Genomic DNA, 14,790 nt, shown 5'->3' on the forward strand with positions numbered 1-14,790 from the left:
TGCAACCCGAACTTTAGGTTGCGCTAGGCTAACCTAACATGACCAGCTATCTACTGGTAAAGAGATAGTCACGGCATAGTAAAGATCGCAGGTCGGGTTTCCTGGAGCACGGTTGCTGACATGTGCCGTCGGCCCGCTGAACTGCTGTGATGGATTCGGGTCTCGCGCAGTGGGACCCCGGATGAGACAAAGATCACGTTCGACGACGACATGGAGGCGGTGTGCGGCCCTCGGAAAACTTGACCACTCGCGCTATCAGGCTCGATGACCCGCAGGAGCGTGCGCGCGCGGTCGAACTCCTTGCCCAGGGCATCGCGGACATACCGCACTTCAAGTGGCTGATGGGCGAGCTGATGTCCACACAGCTCGTCCGATGGCTGGCCGAGGTCACGTTGTCGCCCGCCCGGACCGACGGGGTGCACGGCACCTTTACCGACTCGGGCGAACTCTGCGCGGTGGTGGTGTGGTCCGCGTCGGACCACACGGCGTGCGCGCCCGACCCGGATCTGGTTGCGAGGGGGGTCGAACTTTTCGGCCACGATGTCGGCTTCATGGAGAGGTACCGGCAGAGTCAGGAACCCGATGTGGGCACCTGGTCGGTGCCCGGGGCGCTCTCGGTGTCGGTGGCGACGGTGGCCCCCGAATATCGCCGCCGCGGCGTGCTGCGCGCCGCAGTCGAACCGGTGATCGCCGAAAGCCTGCGGCGCGATGTGCCCGGTGTGCTCAGGACCGGCACCAGAGACCTCGCCGACGCGTACGTCAGGCTGTTCTCCGCGGTCGAACTTGGCAACTATAAGCTCAGTGACGGGTCGACGGTATGGGTCCTCGAGGTTCCGCCCGGCGGTGGGCGGGCTGCTTAGCGGCGGTCACCGGAGACGGCTCGTTATCGCTGCCGCACAAGGATTTTCGGAGGTCTGAATGTCTGTATCGGTCAGTGAGATGGTGGCGCGCCCCGTCAGGCTCGATGATCCCGCGGAGCGGGCGCGGGCGGTGGAGATCGTGGCGCGGGGTATCCCCGATATCCCGCATCTGAACTGGTTGTTCGGTGATCTCATGTCGCCGCGGCTCGCGCGCTGGTTTGCCGAGATCGAGCTCAACCCCAAGCGGACGTCGGGGGTGAACGGCGCGTTCACCGGGTCGGGCGAACTGTGCGGGGTCGTGGTGTGGACGGCTCCCGACCATGTGAAAGTGCCGCCGCTGCCCGAACACGTCGAGGAGGGGCGTGAACTTGTCGGTGGCAACGATGCGTTCATGGCCCGGTTCAAGGAGAACAGCGATGCCGAACAGGCATCCGTACCCGGCGCGGATGTGGCCAGTGTGGTTCTCGCGGCCGTGGCACCGGACTATCGCCGCTCCGGCGTGCTGTGGGTGGCGCTGCAGCCACTGATCGCCGAAGGCCGCAGGCGTGGCTTGTCGGCCGTCGTCCGGGCCGGTGATCGCGACCTGGCCGACGCCTATATTCGCAAGTTCGGTGCTGTGGAAGTGGGCAGCTACACGCTCACTGATGGTCCTACGGTGTGGGTCCTGGAATGGGAGCCGGCGCCGTAGTCGATCGGTACCGTGAAGCCTTCCGGACAGCAGAAAACCGCCCCGCGGCTGCGCGCGAGACGGTTTGTCCGGTGCGTGTTCTAGGCGGACGAGCCGGTGGACGTCTGCCCCGCCGAAGAGCCGGTGTTGGTTCCGTTGCCGTTCAGGACGTTGAGGATCTGAGCGAGGGGGTCGCTTCCGCCACCACGGGTCTTGTGCATCGAGAATCTCTTTTCAATCATGCGAGCCGAACTCCCGGCCTTCTTCCCGGAGTTTCGCCTGAAGACTAGCCGGGCTGCGACCGTGATCACAACTCCGCATCCAGTCCGTTATGCGTTTGTTACCAATGCCTGAATGGCAACTTCGATTGTTAGCAATGCTGACAAAATTGCCGACGGAAGTGCGCCGGGGTTATCCACAGGACCGAGGTGGGCCTATGGTCAGCACTCGACGGATGTGGCACTATCTGCACATCGCAACGACAAACCGGACAATCATCATTCGGCGGTTTTGTCGGCTCGGTAGTCAAGATCATTGCAGTACGGCGCATTTGATGTAGTTCTGCGAATGTTTGAGACGGTGCCGCCAGGCGCGCATCGCAACGATACGGGGGTATTCGGAGTGGAAAGCACAACATTCACCGACAGATGGTCGGCCAGGGCGCAGAGCGATTGTTCCAGCGGATTCGCCGACGCATTGACGACGGTCCGCTCCCGCAGCGGGGCGGTCACCGTGACCGCCACACATCAGGGCTTGCCGGTGTCCGTCAAGATCGCCGAGGGTGAAATGCGGCGCGACATGACCGGCCTGGCCGCAGAATTGACAGCGCTGTGCCGCGGCGCCGCGATGGTATCCGGAATCCGTCTCCGCGCAAGACTTCTCGACGACGGCGTGGATGCCGGCATCATCGGCGCCATGGGGCTGCCGACGGCCGACGAGCTCGCCGACTTCGAACGTCGTGGCGAGCATGACGACTTCGCTGTGCGTCCGACGGGCCGGTGACTCGTTCACATGACTTGGGGGATGGACGAATTGGAGGCTCGGGCGCGCGCGCAACTGAGCCGGATGCAGGACTTCTCGGACCGACTCGGGGCGATCACGGTTCGGGAGACATCCCCGGATGGTCTGGTATCCATCGAGGTCGACGGTGTCGGCGGGGTGCGGGAGATCGTGTTGTCGCCGCGTGCTGATCGTCTCGGTGCGGCGCGGCTCGGCGAAACAGTAGTTGCCACAGCGGCTTTGGCGGCTCAGCGGGCGTTCGCGCAGCGCGCCCGGGTCACCGAGGAGTTCGCCGAGTCGTTCGCCGAACTTCTCGGCAGCCGTCCTCGCTGACCGCGTCGCGACGTCCTGGTCGAATCACGCCTGATCCGGCGTTGGTTCGTACTCCTGTCGGAACATGCTGATTCATCCTGTGTGAATCCGGGTGCCGGGTGTGTCGTGGCTATCGCCTGCATCGATCGGATTCCCTTGTGGATCAATGAAATTGGAAATAGAGCGACGTCGGGTGTGCCGAGCGGTGGACCCGGGTTCGTAGGAAGGGGGAATCTGTGAGCACGACTGTTGTCATTCCTGATGCGGTGCGCGGTTACGGAGCGAGCGCGGCGTCCACGGGAGTCGCCATAGCGGGTGCCGGCGCCATCAACGCCGGGGCAAACACGCTGGCACTCATCCCGGTGTTCGGCCTCATCGGCCAGGAGTTCCTGGCCTCGTTCATCGGTGCGCAGACCAACCACCTGGCATCGGTGAGCGAAGTGGCCGCGGTGCACCTGGGGACGGCCGCTGCCGCCATCGGTGGGGCCGCGGACTTCGAGAACACGGACACCGACGGTGCGAGCGGCATCACCCGGACCGTCGGGATGCGGGTATGAGCACGGCCGGCGCACCTCGCGCGACATCGGCGCCGGCATCCGCGTCATCGGCAGGGGCGGGGACGGGTAATGGAAGCGAATCATCCGTCCAGGCAGTGACTTTCAGTTCGGAGTCCGGCGCCACGGGCGCCGTGAACCGATCGGTCTCGGAGGTATCGGTTAACGACATGATCGCCGCGACACCACTCGGTCCGATCCTGGATCGGCCGGTCGGTGACGTCTTGGCCAGCCTGAAGCTGCCCGCTCTGCCCCAGGTGCCCGAGGTGCCGCCTCTGCCGGGACTGCCGAACCTGCCCATGCTCGACCTGACCGCGCTGCTCAAACCGCTCACCGACCTGCTCGGCGGCTTCGGCACCGGCAACCTGGCGACCGCCGCCATCGACCCGTCGAAGCTGTTCACAGCGTTGTCGGGGGTGCTCGACACCGCGGTATCGACATCGTCGGGTGCATTGAAGGTGGCCGCGCAGGTGTGGGACGGTCAGGCCTCCGAAGCCGCCGTCGTCAAGAACGTCAAGGTCACCGCCGACACCACGGCCGTGTCACGCCAAGGCACGACGATGTCGATCGACATCCAGACCGCGGCGGCCATCGTCGGAACCGGGCTCAGCCAGATCCAGGGGATCATCGCGGCGACGGTGAGCAAGATCGGTGCGACACTGCCGATCATCGTGACGCCCGCCGGGCAGGGCCTCGCGCTCGGCTTCGCGGCCGAAGGGCTCTCGCAGGCGATCGCCGTGGTCACCGCAACCCGTGCCCAACTGCTCGGGCCCACCACCCACATGACCACCAACGGCGTCAAGATCAAGGTGACCAATGTGCCGGGTATCAAGGGCATCAACCCGTTCTCGGTGGCCGGATCCGTGGTCGACACAGTCACGCCGGTCGTTGGGGCGGTGAGGCAACTGCCGACCCAACTGGCGCCACCGGTCACCCCGACAGCCACGAATACGGTTCCCACCGCAACACGTGTGCCGGTGGCCACGGTGCCCACGACCATCAACGAGCGGCCGGTGCCGGCGCAGAAGATCGATCCCGCGGTGCGGACGGCCTCGGCGGACAGGGTTCCGTCGGCGGGTCCGTACGGCAATGCCGGAGCCACCCCGACGGGATCGCCCTCGCCGCAGACCCCGGCCGGAACCTACCGGCCGGCCGTGCCCACCGCCGCCGAACCCTCGGCGACCGCCACGCCGGTGGCCCGGAACCCGGCCGGCGGCAACGGGTACGGTGCCGGCGCGCCGATGGTCGCTGCACCTGCCGGGGCTGCCGGCCGCGGTGGGGGTGAGGGGACGCAGGGCGGCGCCGCCTACCTGGTCAGTGAGGACAACGGGCGTCGTGTCGTCGGTGAGGCCGGATCGACCGCTCCGGCCGTTTTCGGTGCGGACGACGACCCCGGCAGTGCCGCACAGCACAGTGCCGCACAACAAGCGGCGCCCGATATCGCCCTCCGGCTGAACCTGTCGCCTTCCGCCGGCGCGTAGCGGTCACGCTTGCCGACCGATCATCACTTCACCAACAGCACAACATAATCGGCAAACAGGTCGGTTATGACACAAGAGGAGGAAACAATGCAGTTCGGTTCATCCAACGGAGTTTCCATCGACCTGGCCGCCAGCCAGTCGTCGGCTGATTCCATCGGCACCATCGTCGGCGAGATGAAAGGCATCCTGAACCAGATCCGGACGTCGGCCGGTACGGGCCAGGCGAGCTGGAGCGGTCAGGCGGCCACCGCCTTCGGCAACACCCACAACAACTGGCAGGACCTCGCCACCCGGCTCAACACCGCACTCGACGAGATCGAGGCCAACCTGACCACGAGTTTCAAGGGCTACGACAGTCAGGACTCCGAGGTCGCGGGCGTGGTGACGCAGAGCGTGGGCGGCGGATCGCCACTCAAGCTCTGATCCCACGCCTGATCAACCCGCTCGTCCCGCACAGACCCCACAACCGTCAGGAGTACATCCATGTCCAACAACGGCGTCATCGCCTACAACTTCGCCGGCCTCGACACCCTGTCCGGCGACCTCAAGAGCCAGTTCGCCAAACTCGGCGCCCTCGCCGACGAGCTCAAGGCGCAGGTCAACAAGCTCGGCGCCAACTGGCAGTCGCAGGAGGGCGCCGCAGCCTATCTCGCGTCACAGGCCAAGTGGGACAGCGCTTTCGCCGACGCCCGGGCCCAGCTGAACGGTCTCGGCAGCGGCGTCGAGAACGCGGGCATCATGATGCGCAACGCCGACCGCCGGGTGCGCGACAGCTTCGCCTGACCTGGCCCCGCGATCAGGCGGGGAATTCGTCCGGTTCGGTGGGGCGTTCGCCCGCCGTGGCAGTATCGTCAACGCTGACCGAGCCGCGCCCCGTGCGGCTCGGTCAGCGTGGCGTGAGGACCGCCGCGCTGCCGATCCGGTGCGGCCGGCCGCACCGTCGCCACACCCAGGAGAGACGTGTCCGCAGAGGGATCCAAGCGCGCGATCATCGCCGCGCTGCTGGCGAACGCAGGAATCGCCACCGCCAAGTTCATCGGCTTCCTGATCACCGGATCGTCATCGATGATCGCCGAGGCGGTGCACTCGGTGGCCGACACATCCAACCAGGGGCTGCTGCTGTTCGGCCAGAACCGGGCGGCCAAGCAGGCCAACCGCCTGCACCCGTTCGGGTACGGCCGCAGCCGCTACTTCTACTCGTTCGTGGTGGCGCTGGTGCTGTTCACGCTCGGGTCGATGTTCGCGATCTACGAGGGCATCGAAAAGATCCGGCACGCCGACGACCACGGACTCGAATCGCCGATCGTGGCCGTGGTGATCCTGGTGGTCGCGATTGCCCTGGAAGGCTACAGTTTCCGCACCGCCTACAAGGAGTCCAAGCCGCTCAAGGGCGGGGCCACCTGGTGGCAGTTCATCCGCAACGCACGCACCCCCGAGTTGCCCGTCGTGCTGCTGGAGGACACCGGTGCGCTCGTCGGCCTGGTCCTGGCGCTCGGCGGTGTCGGCCTGACGATGATCACCGACAACGCGGTCTGGGACGGTGTCGGCACCCTGTCGATCGGTGTGCTGCTGGGCGTCATCGCGATCATCCTGATCGTCGAGATGCAGAGCCTGCTGATCGGTGAGGGAGCCACCGACGCCGAGGAGAAGGCACTGCTGGCCGAACTCACCGCGGCCGACGGCGTCGACCGGGTCATCCATATGAAGACCCAGTACCTCGGTCCCGACGAGATGCTGGTGGCTGCCAAGATCGCCATCTCCCCGGGCAGCGACATCGGCAAGATCGCCGACACCATCAACGCGGCCGAACTGCGTGTGCGCACGGCACTTCCGCAGGCGCGGCTGATCTACCTCGAACCCGACATCGACCACGGAGCGGTCAACTAACGTAACGCCCATGGTCCGAAGCGTTCTCGCCCAGACAGGTCCGGGGGTTGTCGAATGAGTTCCCTGTTCAGTCGCGTCAAGTCGGTCGAGCAGTCGATAGCCGACACCGACGAACCCGATTCCAAACTCCGCAAGGACCTCACCGCCTGGGACCTGACGGTCTTCGGCGTGGCGGTCGTCGTCGGTGCCGGCATCTTCACGCTCACCGCGCGCACCGCCGGCAACGTCGCAGGCCCGTCGGTGTCGCTGGCGTTCGTGATCGCCGCCGTCGCATGCGGCCTGGCCGCGCTCTGTTACGCCGAGTTCGCCTCGACGGTGCCGGTCGCCGGCAGTGCTTACACCTTCACCTTCGCCACGTTCGGCGAGTTCCTGGCTTGGATCATCGGCTGGGACCTGATGCTGGAACTGGCGCTGGCCGCGTCGGTGGTGAGCAAGGGATGGTCCGCCTACCTGGGAGACTTCCTCGACATCACCACCACCGTCGATATCGGATTCGATTTCGACTGGGGTGCGGTGCTGCTGATCGCGGTCCTGACCGTGTTGCTGGCGCTGGGCACCAAGATCTCCTCGCGGGTCTCGCTCGTCATCACCTCCATCAAGGTGGGTGTGGTGCTGCTGATGATCATCGTCGGCGCGTTCTACATCAAGACGTCCAACTACAGCCCGTACATCCCCGACTCGGTGCCGTCGGACACCGGATCGGGCATCCACCAGACGCTGTTCTCAGCCCTCACCGGCGGCGGCGACACCGACTTCGGCTGGTACGGGCTGCTCGCAGCGGCATCGCTGGTGTTCTTCGCCTTCATCGGCTTCGATGTCGTGGCGACGACCGCGGAGGAGACCAAGGACCCGCAGCGGGCGCTGCCGCGGGGAATCCTCGGCTCGCTGGCCATCGTGACCGTGCTCTACGTGTTGGTCACGCTGGTGCTCACCGGCATGGTGCCCTACACCGACCTGGCCGGTGACAGCACACTGACCACCGCATTCGAGATCCGTGGCGTCACCTGGGTGGGCTGGATCATCAACCTCGGCGCCATCGCGGGCCTGACCACCGTGGTCATGGTGATGCTGCTGGGCCAGACGCGGGTGGCGTTCGCGATGTCGCGCGACGGTTTGCTGCCGCGTTCGCTGGCACACACCGGAAAGCGCGGCACACCCGCCCGGCTGACCGTCATCGTCGGCGTCACCTCGGCCGTGCTGGCGGCGATCTTCCCGATGGGCACCCTCGAGGAGATGGTCAACATCGGCACCCTGTTCGCATTCGTGCTGGTCAGCATCGGTGTGGTGGTTCTGCGGCGGACCCGGCCCGAGCTGTCGCGGGGATTCAAGGTCCCGCTGATGCCGGTGATCCCGATCCTCTCGGTGCTCGCCTGCCTGTGGCTCATGCTCAATCTGTCGATCGAGACTTGGCTGCGGTTCCTCGTGTGGATGGCGATCGGCCTGGTCATCTACTTCGCGTTCGGCCGCCGCAACTCCGTCTTCGCGCGACGCGAGCGCGGCGAGCTCGCGTCGGTGTCCGGACCCGGCGAGGCTCCGGAGGTCGACCTCGGCAAGGGCCCGGGCTGATCCGTACCCGCACCTGAGGGCACCCTAACCGGAGGGCGTCCGATAGCCTCGGTGTCGACTGCTTACGCGCCGGCCGAGAAACAGCGCCGCGCATCGACGAAGGGTTATAGATGACGTCTGTCGACACGCTGAACGGGATCGACTTCAAGGTCGCCGACCTGTCTTTGGCCGATTTCGGGCGCAAGGAGATCGACCTGGCCGAACACGAGATGCCCGGTCTGATGTCGCTGCGCCGCGAATACGCCGACGTGCTGCCGCTCAAGGGCGCGCGGATCTCCGGTTCGCTTCATATGACGGTGCAGACCGCGGTGCTCATCGAGACCCTGGTGGCCCTCGGTGCCGAGGTGCGCTGGGCGTCGTGCAACATCTTCTCCACCCAGGACCATGCGGCCGCGGCCGTGGTCGTCGGGCCGCACGGCACCGTCTCCGAGCCCAAGGGCGTGCCGGTGTTCGCGTGGAAGGGCGAAACCCTCGAAGAGTACTGGTGGGCGGCCGAGCAGATGCTGACCTGGCCCGGCGAGCCGGCCAACATGATCCTCGACGACGGCGGCGACGCCACCATGCTGGTGCTGCGTGGCGCCGAGTTCGAGAAAGCCGGTGTGGTGCCACCCGCCGACGACGATCATTCGGCCGAGTACAAGGTGTTCCTCGAACTGCTGCGCGTCTCGTTCGAGAACGACAAGACCAAGTGGTCGGCCATCTCCGACTCCGTGCGGGGTGTCACCGAGGAGACCACCACCGGTGTGCTGCGGCTCTACCAGTTCGCCGCCGCGGGCGACCTGGCATTCCCCGCGATCAACGTCAACGACTCGGTCACCAAGAGCAAGTTCGACAACAAGTACGGCACCCGGCATTCGCTGGTCGACGGTATCAACCGTGGCACCGACGTCCTCATCGGCGGCAAGAAGATCCTCGTCTGCGGTTACGGCGACGTCGGCAAGGGCTGCGCCGAGTCGCTGGCCGGGCAGGGCGCACGAGTGCAGGTCACCGAGATCGACCCGATCAACGCGCTGCAGGCGCTCATGGACGGCTTCGACGTGGTGACCGTGGAGCAGGCGATCGGCGACGCCGACATCGTCATCACCTCCACCGGCAACCTGGGCATCATCACGCTCGATCACATGAAGCAGATGAAGAACCAGGCCATCCTGGGCAACATCGGCCACTTCGACAACGAGATCGACATGGCCGGGCTGGAGTCCTCGGGGGCGACTCGCCTCAACATCAAGCCGCAGGTCGACAAGTGGATCTTCGAGTCGGGCAACTCGATCCTCGTGCTCAGCGAGGGCCGGCTGCTCAACCTGGGCAACGCCACCGGCCATCCGTCGTTCGTGATGAGCAACAGCTTCTCCAACCAGGTCATCGCGCAGATCGAACTGTGGACCAAGAACGACGAATACGACAACGAGGTGTACCGCCTGCCCAAGCATCTCGACGAGAAGGTCGCCCGCATCCACGTCGAAGCGCTCGGCGGAACCCTGACCAAGCTCACCAAGGAGCAGGCCGACTACATCGGCGTCGACGTCGAGGGCCCGTACAAGCCGGAGCACTACCGCTACTGAGTTGTCAACTGCCGGAACGGAAGTCGTTCGGTGATACAGACACCCCCGTCCATCCGACGGGGGTGTCTGTGGTTCACGGGTGCAGTTCGGCGGCGAGTGCGGCCGGGTCGGAACCGTCGGTGAGAATCCACGGGGAACGCCAGTTCGATTGCGCCAGTTGGTGATAGACGTCGTCGACGCGGCGCTGCAGACTGTCGTCGCGTTCGTATACGTCGCGCATCCGAGCCGCGTCGGACTCCGCCCGTCCCCGTGCCCGCGACATCGCGACCTCCGGGGTGACGCCCAGCAGCACGTGCCGGTCGGGGACGGGCAGGCCGAACCGGCCGAACTCCAGCGTGTCCACCCACGACACCACCTCGCCGCCGGCGTCCTGAAGCAGTCGGCCCGCGTTGTAGGCCGCGTTCGAGGCCACGTACCGGTCGCAGACGACGATGTCGCAGTCGGCCGCCGCGGCGGCGATCGAACTGCGTGCCTCCCGCCGGTCGAGCGCGAACATCAACGCCATCGCGTACACGCTCTCACACAGATCCCCGTGCGAGCCGTGCAGCGCCTCCGAGGCGAGATCGGCGTGCACCGACTGCCCGTAGCGGGGGAACGTGAAGTGCGCCACGCGCAGCCCCGCTGACTGCCAGATGGCGGTCAGCGCGGTCACCAGAGTGTTCTTGCCCGCGCCGTCGAGCCCTTCGATGGCGATGAGTTGGCCCATGACCGGACATCGTAACCGTCGCCGCGGTCCGATGCCGGGCGGACCCGGGTGGTAAAAGGCCAGGTCGGGGGTGGGGTATCGACCGGATCGGCGCGTCATGGTCGTCGTTTTCCGGCGAAGATGCCACCATGGGAGCCATGAAGCCACGGATCCTTGTTGTCGACGACGACGCCGCGCTCGCCGAAATGCTGACGATCGTGCTTCGTGGCGAGGGATTCGAACCGTTCGTGGTGGGGGAGGGAACCCAGGCGCTGTCCGCCGTCCGCGAGATCCGGCCCGACCTCGTCCTGCTCGACCTGATGCTGCCGGGTATGAACGGCATCGACGTGTGCCGGGTGCTGCGCGCCGACTCCGGCGTCCCCATCGTCATGCTCACCGCGAAGTCCGACACCGTCGACGTGGTCCTGGGCCTCGAATCCGGCGCCGACGACTACATGGTCAAGCCGTTCAAACCGAAAGAACTCGTCGCCCGCATCCGGGCCCGGCTGCGCCGCACCGACGACGAACCCGCCGAACTCCTGTCGATCGGGCCCGTCGAGATCGACGTTCCCGCGCACAAGGTCAGCCGTGACGGCGTACCCATCTCGCTTACCCCCCTCGAATTCGATCTCCTCGTGGCGCTCGCCCGTAAACCGCGGCAGGTGTTCACCCGCGACGTCCTGCTCGAACAGGTCTGGGGCTATCGGCACCCCGCCGACACCCGTCTGGTGAACGTCCACGTGCAGCGGCTGCGAGTGAAAGTCGAAACCGATCCGGAGAACCCGGAGATCGTGCTGACCGTGAGAGGGGTCGGTTACAAGGCCGGACCGCCGTGATCCGACGTTCCAGGCGAATCAACAGCACCCTGGGGCGGATCACACGGGCAGCCGCACGCTTCGGCCGCTCCTTCGGAAAGATCTGGCGTCGCTCGCTGCAACTGCGAGTGGTGGTGTCGACGCTGCTGCTGTCGTTCGTGGTGCTGCTTGTCCTCGGGCTGGTGCTGGTCAGCCAGATCACCGACAGCCTGCTCAACGTGAAACTGGCCGCCGCCACCGAAGCCCTCGACCGTGCCCGCGTCACCGTCGAACGCGACCTGTCGAGTTCGGACGGCGCCATGTCGACGGAGACCCGGCTGCGTCAGACGCGGTCGCTGCTCACCGACCGTGGCACCAACTCCGGACAGGGTTCGGACGACGTCGGGTCCTTCGACACCGTGCTGGTGGTGCGCAACTCCGTGCGCGACGGCCACGAAACCATCGCCGGGCCGGCCAACGAGGTGCCCACCAATCTGCGCAGCATGGTGCAGGGCGGGCAGGTCGCCTACCAGTACTCGTCCGTCGACAACGGCTCCGGCACCAACGTCCCCGCACTCATCGTCGGCACGCCCACCAACTCGGCGATCGCCGGGCTTGAGCTGTACCTGGTGTTCCCGCTCACCAATGAACAAAAGATGGTGAATCTCGTGCGCGGCACCCTGCTCACCGGTGCCGTCGTGCTGCTCGGATTGCTCGCCGCCATCGCGTGGCTGGTGTCCCGGCAGGTGGTCATCCCTGTCCGGTCGGCCTCCCGAATCGCCGTCCGATTCGCCGACGGCCGCCTCAAGGAACGCATGCCCGTGCGCGGCGAGGACGACATCGCCCGGCTCGCGACGTCGTTCAACGATATGGCCGAGAGCCTGTCCAAACAGATCACCCACCTCGAGGAGTTCGGCGGACTCCAGCGCCAGTTCACCTCCGATGTCAGCCACGAACTGCGCACCCCGCTCACAACCGTGCGCATGGCCTCGGACCTGCTCTACGAAGCCCGCGACGAGCTCGACCCCATGTACAAACGATCCGTCGAACTCCTCGACAAAGAACTCGACCGATTCGAAACCCTGCTCACCGAACTGCTCGAGATCTCCCGCCACGACGCCGGCATGGCCGAACTGGCCGCCGAACGCATGGACATGGCCATCCCCATCGACGGGGCGCTGGCCACCGTCCGCCACCTCGCCGATGACACCGGTACTGAACTCGTTCTCGACCTGCCCGCCGAACCCGTCCTCGCCGAGATCGATCCGCGCCGCGTCGAACGGATCCTGCGCAACCTGCTGGCCAACGCCATCGACCACGGCGAGCACAAGCCGGTCACCCTCACCATGCGATCGGACGGCGACGCCGTCGCGATCACCGTCCGCGACAATGGCATCGGCCTGCGGCCAGGCGAAGAGAAACTCGTATTCAACCGATTCTGGCGGTCGGATCCGTCCCGGGTCCGCCGCTCCGGTGGCACCGGACTCGGCCTGGCCATCAGCATCGAGGACGCACGCCTGCACCAAGGCCGGCTCGAAGCGTGGGGCGAACCGGGCAAAGGCACCTGTTTCCGGCTCACCCTGCCGCTCGTGCGGGGCCACAAACTGCTCGGTAGCCCACTGCCGCTCAAACAATCCGGCAACGGCAGAGTCCTGGCGACCGAAGGAGACACCTCGTGACCGCCCGCACCCGGGCGACGGTGATCGGGGTGCTGCTCACCGTGCTCGCACTGGTCGTCGGGGGCTGCGGAACCATACCCGACAACTCCTCACCCCAGCCGATCCGCGCATTCCAGCGTGAGAACCCGCCCAACGCCGTCCCCGTTCCACAACCGGACATGGACTCCGAAGCGCTCGTGCGGGCCTTCGTCAAAGCCACCGCCAACCCCCGTGGCAACTACCGCGCCGCCCGCAAGTTCCTCACCAGAACAGCCTCGGCGCAATGGGATTCCAGCGGCGACATGGTGGTCGTCGACGAAGTGAACGTATTCATCGACGAACGCAGCGCCACCACCGTGCGACTGCGTCTGGTCGGTGACAACGTGGGCACCCTGCGACCCGACGGGCAACTGCTACCGGCCACCGGACGTGTCGCGGCCACCTTCGACCTGCGCCGCGTCAACGACCAGTGGCGTATCGACGGCCGGCTGCCCAACGGCACCCTCATCGACAAGAATCAGTTCGAATCGCTGTACCGCTCGGCCACCCTGTACTTTCCCAACAGCGACCGCACGGCTCTCGTGCCCGACCCGCGCTGGCTGTACGCGGGCACCGACACCGATCCGGGCACCCTTGTCCAGCGGCTCATCGCCGGACCGTCGACCGACCTACGAGCCGCCGCCGGCACCGCCTTCCCCCGCAACGCCGCGCTGCGCGGCAAAGTGAGCGCCGTGCGTGACGGCGGAGTCCAAGTGCCGCTCACCGGAGTCGGCGGACTCTCCGACACCGACGAACACGTGATGGTCGCCCAGATCGTGTACACCTTCGAAGGCCTCGAAATCGGTGGGCCCTACCAGATCACCGACGACGGCGTCCCACTGCGAACCGACCGGCCCAAAGGCTGGAAGACCACCGACGTGGAGCAATTCGACCCGAATGGGGCGGTCGGCACCGACATAGGACTCCACGTCATCCGCGACGGGGCGCTGCTGCACGTCGGTGACACCACCACCACACCCGTCACCGGTGAACTCGGCGCCGGCGACGACCTGCGCATCGCGACCATCTCGGCCGACGGCAAGCGTGTCGCCGGAGTCCTGGCCCGCAGTCCCGGAGCGGCATCCTCCGAACTCGTGGTCGCACCTTACGGCGGCGTACTGGCCACCCTCGTCTCCGGAGCCGCCATCACCCGGCCGTCGTTCGGGCGCACCTCCGGCACCCTGTGGGCCGTCGTCGACGGCCGCGTCCAGCGATGGCAACGCGAAGACGACGGCATCGACCACGCCGCCGCCGTCGACATCACCGCAGTCAACAACCTCGTTCGCGGAGCCATCACAGATCTCCAGGTCGCACCCGACGGCGTGCGCATCGCCATGGTCGTCGACGGGCAACTCGTCTTCGCCGTCGTCGCCACCAACGCCGAAGGCCGCGTCATGCTCACCGGCCCCAGAATCGCCGCCTACAACGTCGGCAGCAGAGTCACCGCCATCGACTGGGCCTCACCCACCACCCTGATGCTCGCCCGTGACTCACCCGAATCACCGGTCCTGCAACTGTCCATCAACGGCACCCAGGCCGTCGGCCTGCTCAGCGGCAACCTGTCACCCCCCGTCCGATCGGTCGCCGCGGATGTGGCCACCGTCTACGTCGGCGACAGCCGCGGCGTCCTCAGCCTCGGCCGCACCAACGGCGAACCCGACCAATACTGGACCGAAGTCGAGACCGCGATGACCCCGGGCGCGATCCCGGTCCTGCCGTAACGGGA

16 protein-coding genes are annotated in these 14,790 nt (G+C 66.4%); 14 read left to right on the top strand and 2 right to left on the bottom strand.

Annotation, left to right across the window (positions count from 1 at the left end):
* Positions 1-239: 239 nt before the first annotated feature.
* Both KDB67_RS19640 and KDB67_RS19645 read left to right on the top strand, forming a co-directional pair.
* Positions 240-860 carry a hypothetical protein gene (locus tag KDB67_RS19640; protein ID WP_291019574.1) on the top strand — a complete coding sequence of 207 codons (621 nt, stop codon included), beginning with the start codon at positions 240-242 and terminating at the stop codon, positions 858-860.
* Between the two features lie 58 nt (positions 861-918).
* Entirely contained in the window at positions 919-1,548 is a 630-nt protein-coding gene (locus tag KDB67_RS19645) for a hypothetical protein (RefSeq protein ID WP_291019577.1), read from the top strand.
* 80 nt (positions 1,549-1,628) lie between these two features.
* Here KDB67_RS19645 and KDB67_RS19650 read toward each other — a convergent pair whose 3' ends face one another.
* Positions 1,629-1,769: a hypothetical protein gene (locus KDB67_RS19650; RefSeq protein WP_291019578.1), complete on the bottom strand. Its 141-nt coding sequence runs from the start codon at positions 1,767-1,769 to the stop codon at positions 1,629-1,631.
* A 379-nt stretch (positions 1,770-2,148) separates the two neighbouring features.
* Between KDB67_RS19650 and KDB67_RS19655 the strand changes: the two genes are divergently transcribed.
* The 9 genes from KDB67_RS19655 to ahcY all read left to right on the top strand — a co-directional run bounded on the left by KDB67_RS19655 (position 2,149) and on the right by ahcY (position 9,888).
* Positions 2,149-2,529 (top strand): hypothetical protein, encoded by a 381-nt coding sequence (locus tag KDB67_RS19655; RefSeq protein ID WP_291019582.1) that lies wholly within the window; start codon positions 2,149-2,151, stop codon positions 2,527-2,529.
* Between the two features lie 9 nt (positions 2,530-2,538).
* Positions 2,539-2,859: a YbaB/EbfC family nucleoid-associated protein gene (locus KDB67_RS19660; RefSeq protein ID WP_291019584.1), complete on the top strand. Its 321-nt coding sequence runs from the start codon at positions 2,539-2,541 to the stop codon at positions 2,857-2,859.
* A gap of 215 nt (positions 2,860-3,074) precedes the next feature.
* A complete protein-coding gene (locus KDB67_RS19665; protein WP_291019586.1) occupies positions 3,075-3,395 on the top strand; it encodes a hypothetical protein in 321 nt (106 codons plus the stop codon).
* Positions 3,396-3,562: 167 nt separating this feature from the next.
* Entirely contained in the window at positions 3,563-4,873 is a 1,311-nt protein-coding gene (locus KDB67_RS19670) for a hypothetical protein (protein WP_291019588.1), read from the top strand.
* Between the two features lie 87 nt (positions 4,874-4,960).
* Positions 4,961-5,296: a WXG100 family type VII secretion target gene (locus tag KDB67_RS19675; protein WP_291019591.1), complete on the top strand. Its 336-nt coding sequence runs from the start codon at positions 4,961-4,963 to the stop codon at positions 5,294-5,296.
* Positions 5,297-5,356: 60 nt separating this feature from the next.
* Positions 5,357-5,656 (top strand): WXG100 family type VII secretion target, encoded by a 300-nt coding sequence (locus KDB67_RS19680; protein ID WP_291019594.1) that lies wholly within the window; start codon positions 5,357-5,359, stop codon positions 5,654-5,656.
* Between the two features lie 177 nt (positions 5,657-5,833).
* Complete coding sequence (locus tag KDB67_RS19685; protein WP_291019598.1) at positions 5,834-6,760, top strand: cation diffusion facilitator family transporter; 927 nt, start codon at positions 5,834-5,836, stop codon at positions 6,758-6,760.
* A 54-nt stretch (positions 6,761-6,814) separates the two neighbouring features.
* The gene (locus KDB67_RS19690) at positions 6,815-8,326 is read left to right on the top strand and encodes an amino acid permease (protein ID WP_291019600.1); all 1,512 of its coding nucleotides are present in this window, start codon (positions 6,815-6,817) and stop codon (positions 8,324-8,326) included.
* A gap of 110 nt (positions 8,327-8,436) precedes the next feature.
* Entirely contained in the window at positions 8,437-9,888 is a 1,452-nt protein-coding gene (gene ahcY, locus KDB67_RS19695; protein WP_291019603.1) for an adenosylhomocysteinase, read from the top strand.
* A 73-nt stretch (positions 9,889-9,961) separates the two neighbouring features.
* On the opposite strand, the gene KDB67_RS19700 is transcribed toward ahcY, so the two are convergent.
* Entirely contained in the window at positions 9,962-10,594 is a 633-nt protein-coding gene (locus KDB67_RS19700) for a dTMP kinase (protein WP_291019606.1), read from the bottom strand.
* Between the two features lie 128 nt (positions 10,595-10,722).
* Between KDB67_RS19700 and mtrA the strand changes: the two genes are divergently transcribed.
* From mtrA to KDB67_RS19715, 3 genes are read left to right on the top strand one after another with little or no spacing between them, the layout of a single operon-like run.
* Positions 10,723-11,409 (top strand): MtrAB system response regulator MtrA, encoded by a 687-nt coding sequence (gene mtrA / locus KDB67_RS19705; RefSeq protein ID WP_291019608.1) that lies wholly within the window; start codon positions 10,723-10,725, stop codon positions 11,407-11,409.
* The gene (gene mtrB, locus KDB67_RS19710) at positions 11,406-13,046 is read left to right on the top strand and encodes an MtrAB system histidine kinase MtrB (RefSeq protein WP_291019610.1); all 1,641 of its coding nucleotides are present in this window, start codon (positions 11,406-11,408) and stop codon (positions 13,044-13,046) included. Before mtrA ends, mtrB begins: the two co-directional genes overlap by 4 nt.
* Positions 13,043-14,785: an LpqB family beta-propeller domain-containing protein gene (locus tag KDB67_RS19715; protein ID WP_291019612.1), complete on the top strand. Its 1,743-nt coding sequence runs from the start codon at positions 13,043-13,045 to the stop codon at positions 14,783-14,785. Before mtrB ends, KDB67_RS19715 begins: the two co-directional genes overlap by 4 nt.
* The last annotated feature ends 5 nt before the right edge of the window (positions 14,786-14,790 follow it).

This window comes from Gordonia sp. (in: high G+C Gram-positive bacteria), from assembly GCF_020438995.1.
Classification (GTDB): Bacteria; Actinomycetota; Actinomycetes; order Mycobacteriales; family Mycobacteriaceae; genus Gordonia.

What these genes read in the sequence shown, in the direction of transcription:
- KDB67_RS19645 (WP_291019577.1), top strand. Translation starts at nt 919, where the DNA reads ATGTCTGTATCGGTCAGTGAGATGGTGGCGCGCCCCGTCAGGCTCGAT.
- KDB67_RS19670 (WP_291019588.1), top strand. Translation starts at nt 3,563, where the DNA reads ATGATCGCCGCGACACCACTCGGTCCGATCCTGGATCGGCCGGTCGGT.
- ahcY (WP_291019603.1), top strand. Translation starts at nt 8,437, where the DNA reads ATGACGTCTGTCGACACGCTGAACGGGATCGACTTCAAGGTCGCCGAC.
- KDB67_RS19660 (WP_291019584.1), top strand. Translation starts at nt 2,539, where the DNA reads ATGACTTGGGGGATGGACGAATTGGAGGCTCGGGCGCGCGCGCAACTG.
- mtrA (WP_291019608.1), top strand. Translation starts at nt 10,723, where the DNA reads ATGGGAGCCATGAAGCCACGGATCCTTGTTGTCGACGACGACGCCGCG.
- KDB67_RS19680 (WP_291019594.1), top strand. Translation starts at nt 5,357, where the DNA reads ATGTCCAACAACGGCGTCATCGCCTACAACTTCGCCGGCCTCGACACC.
- KDB67_RS19650 (WP_291019578.1), bottom strand. Translation starts at nt 1,769, where the DNA reads ATGATTGAAAAGAGATTCTCGATGCACAAGACCCGTGGTGGCGGAAGC.
- KDB67_RS19690 (WP_291019600.1), top strand. Translation starts at nt 6,815, where the DNA reads ATGAGTTCCCTGTTCAGTCGCGTCAAGTCGGTCGAGCAGTCGATAGCC.
- KDB67_RS19675 (WP_291019591.1), top strand. Translation starts at nt 4,961, where the DNA reads ATGCAGTTCGGTTCATCCAACGGAGTTTCCATCGACCTGGCCGCCAGC.
- KDB67_RS19700 (WP_291019606.1), bottom strand. Translation starts at nt 10,594, where the DNA reads ATGGGCCAACTCATCGCCATCGAAGGGCTCGACGGCGCGGGCAAGAAC.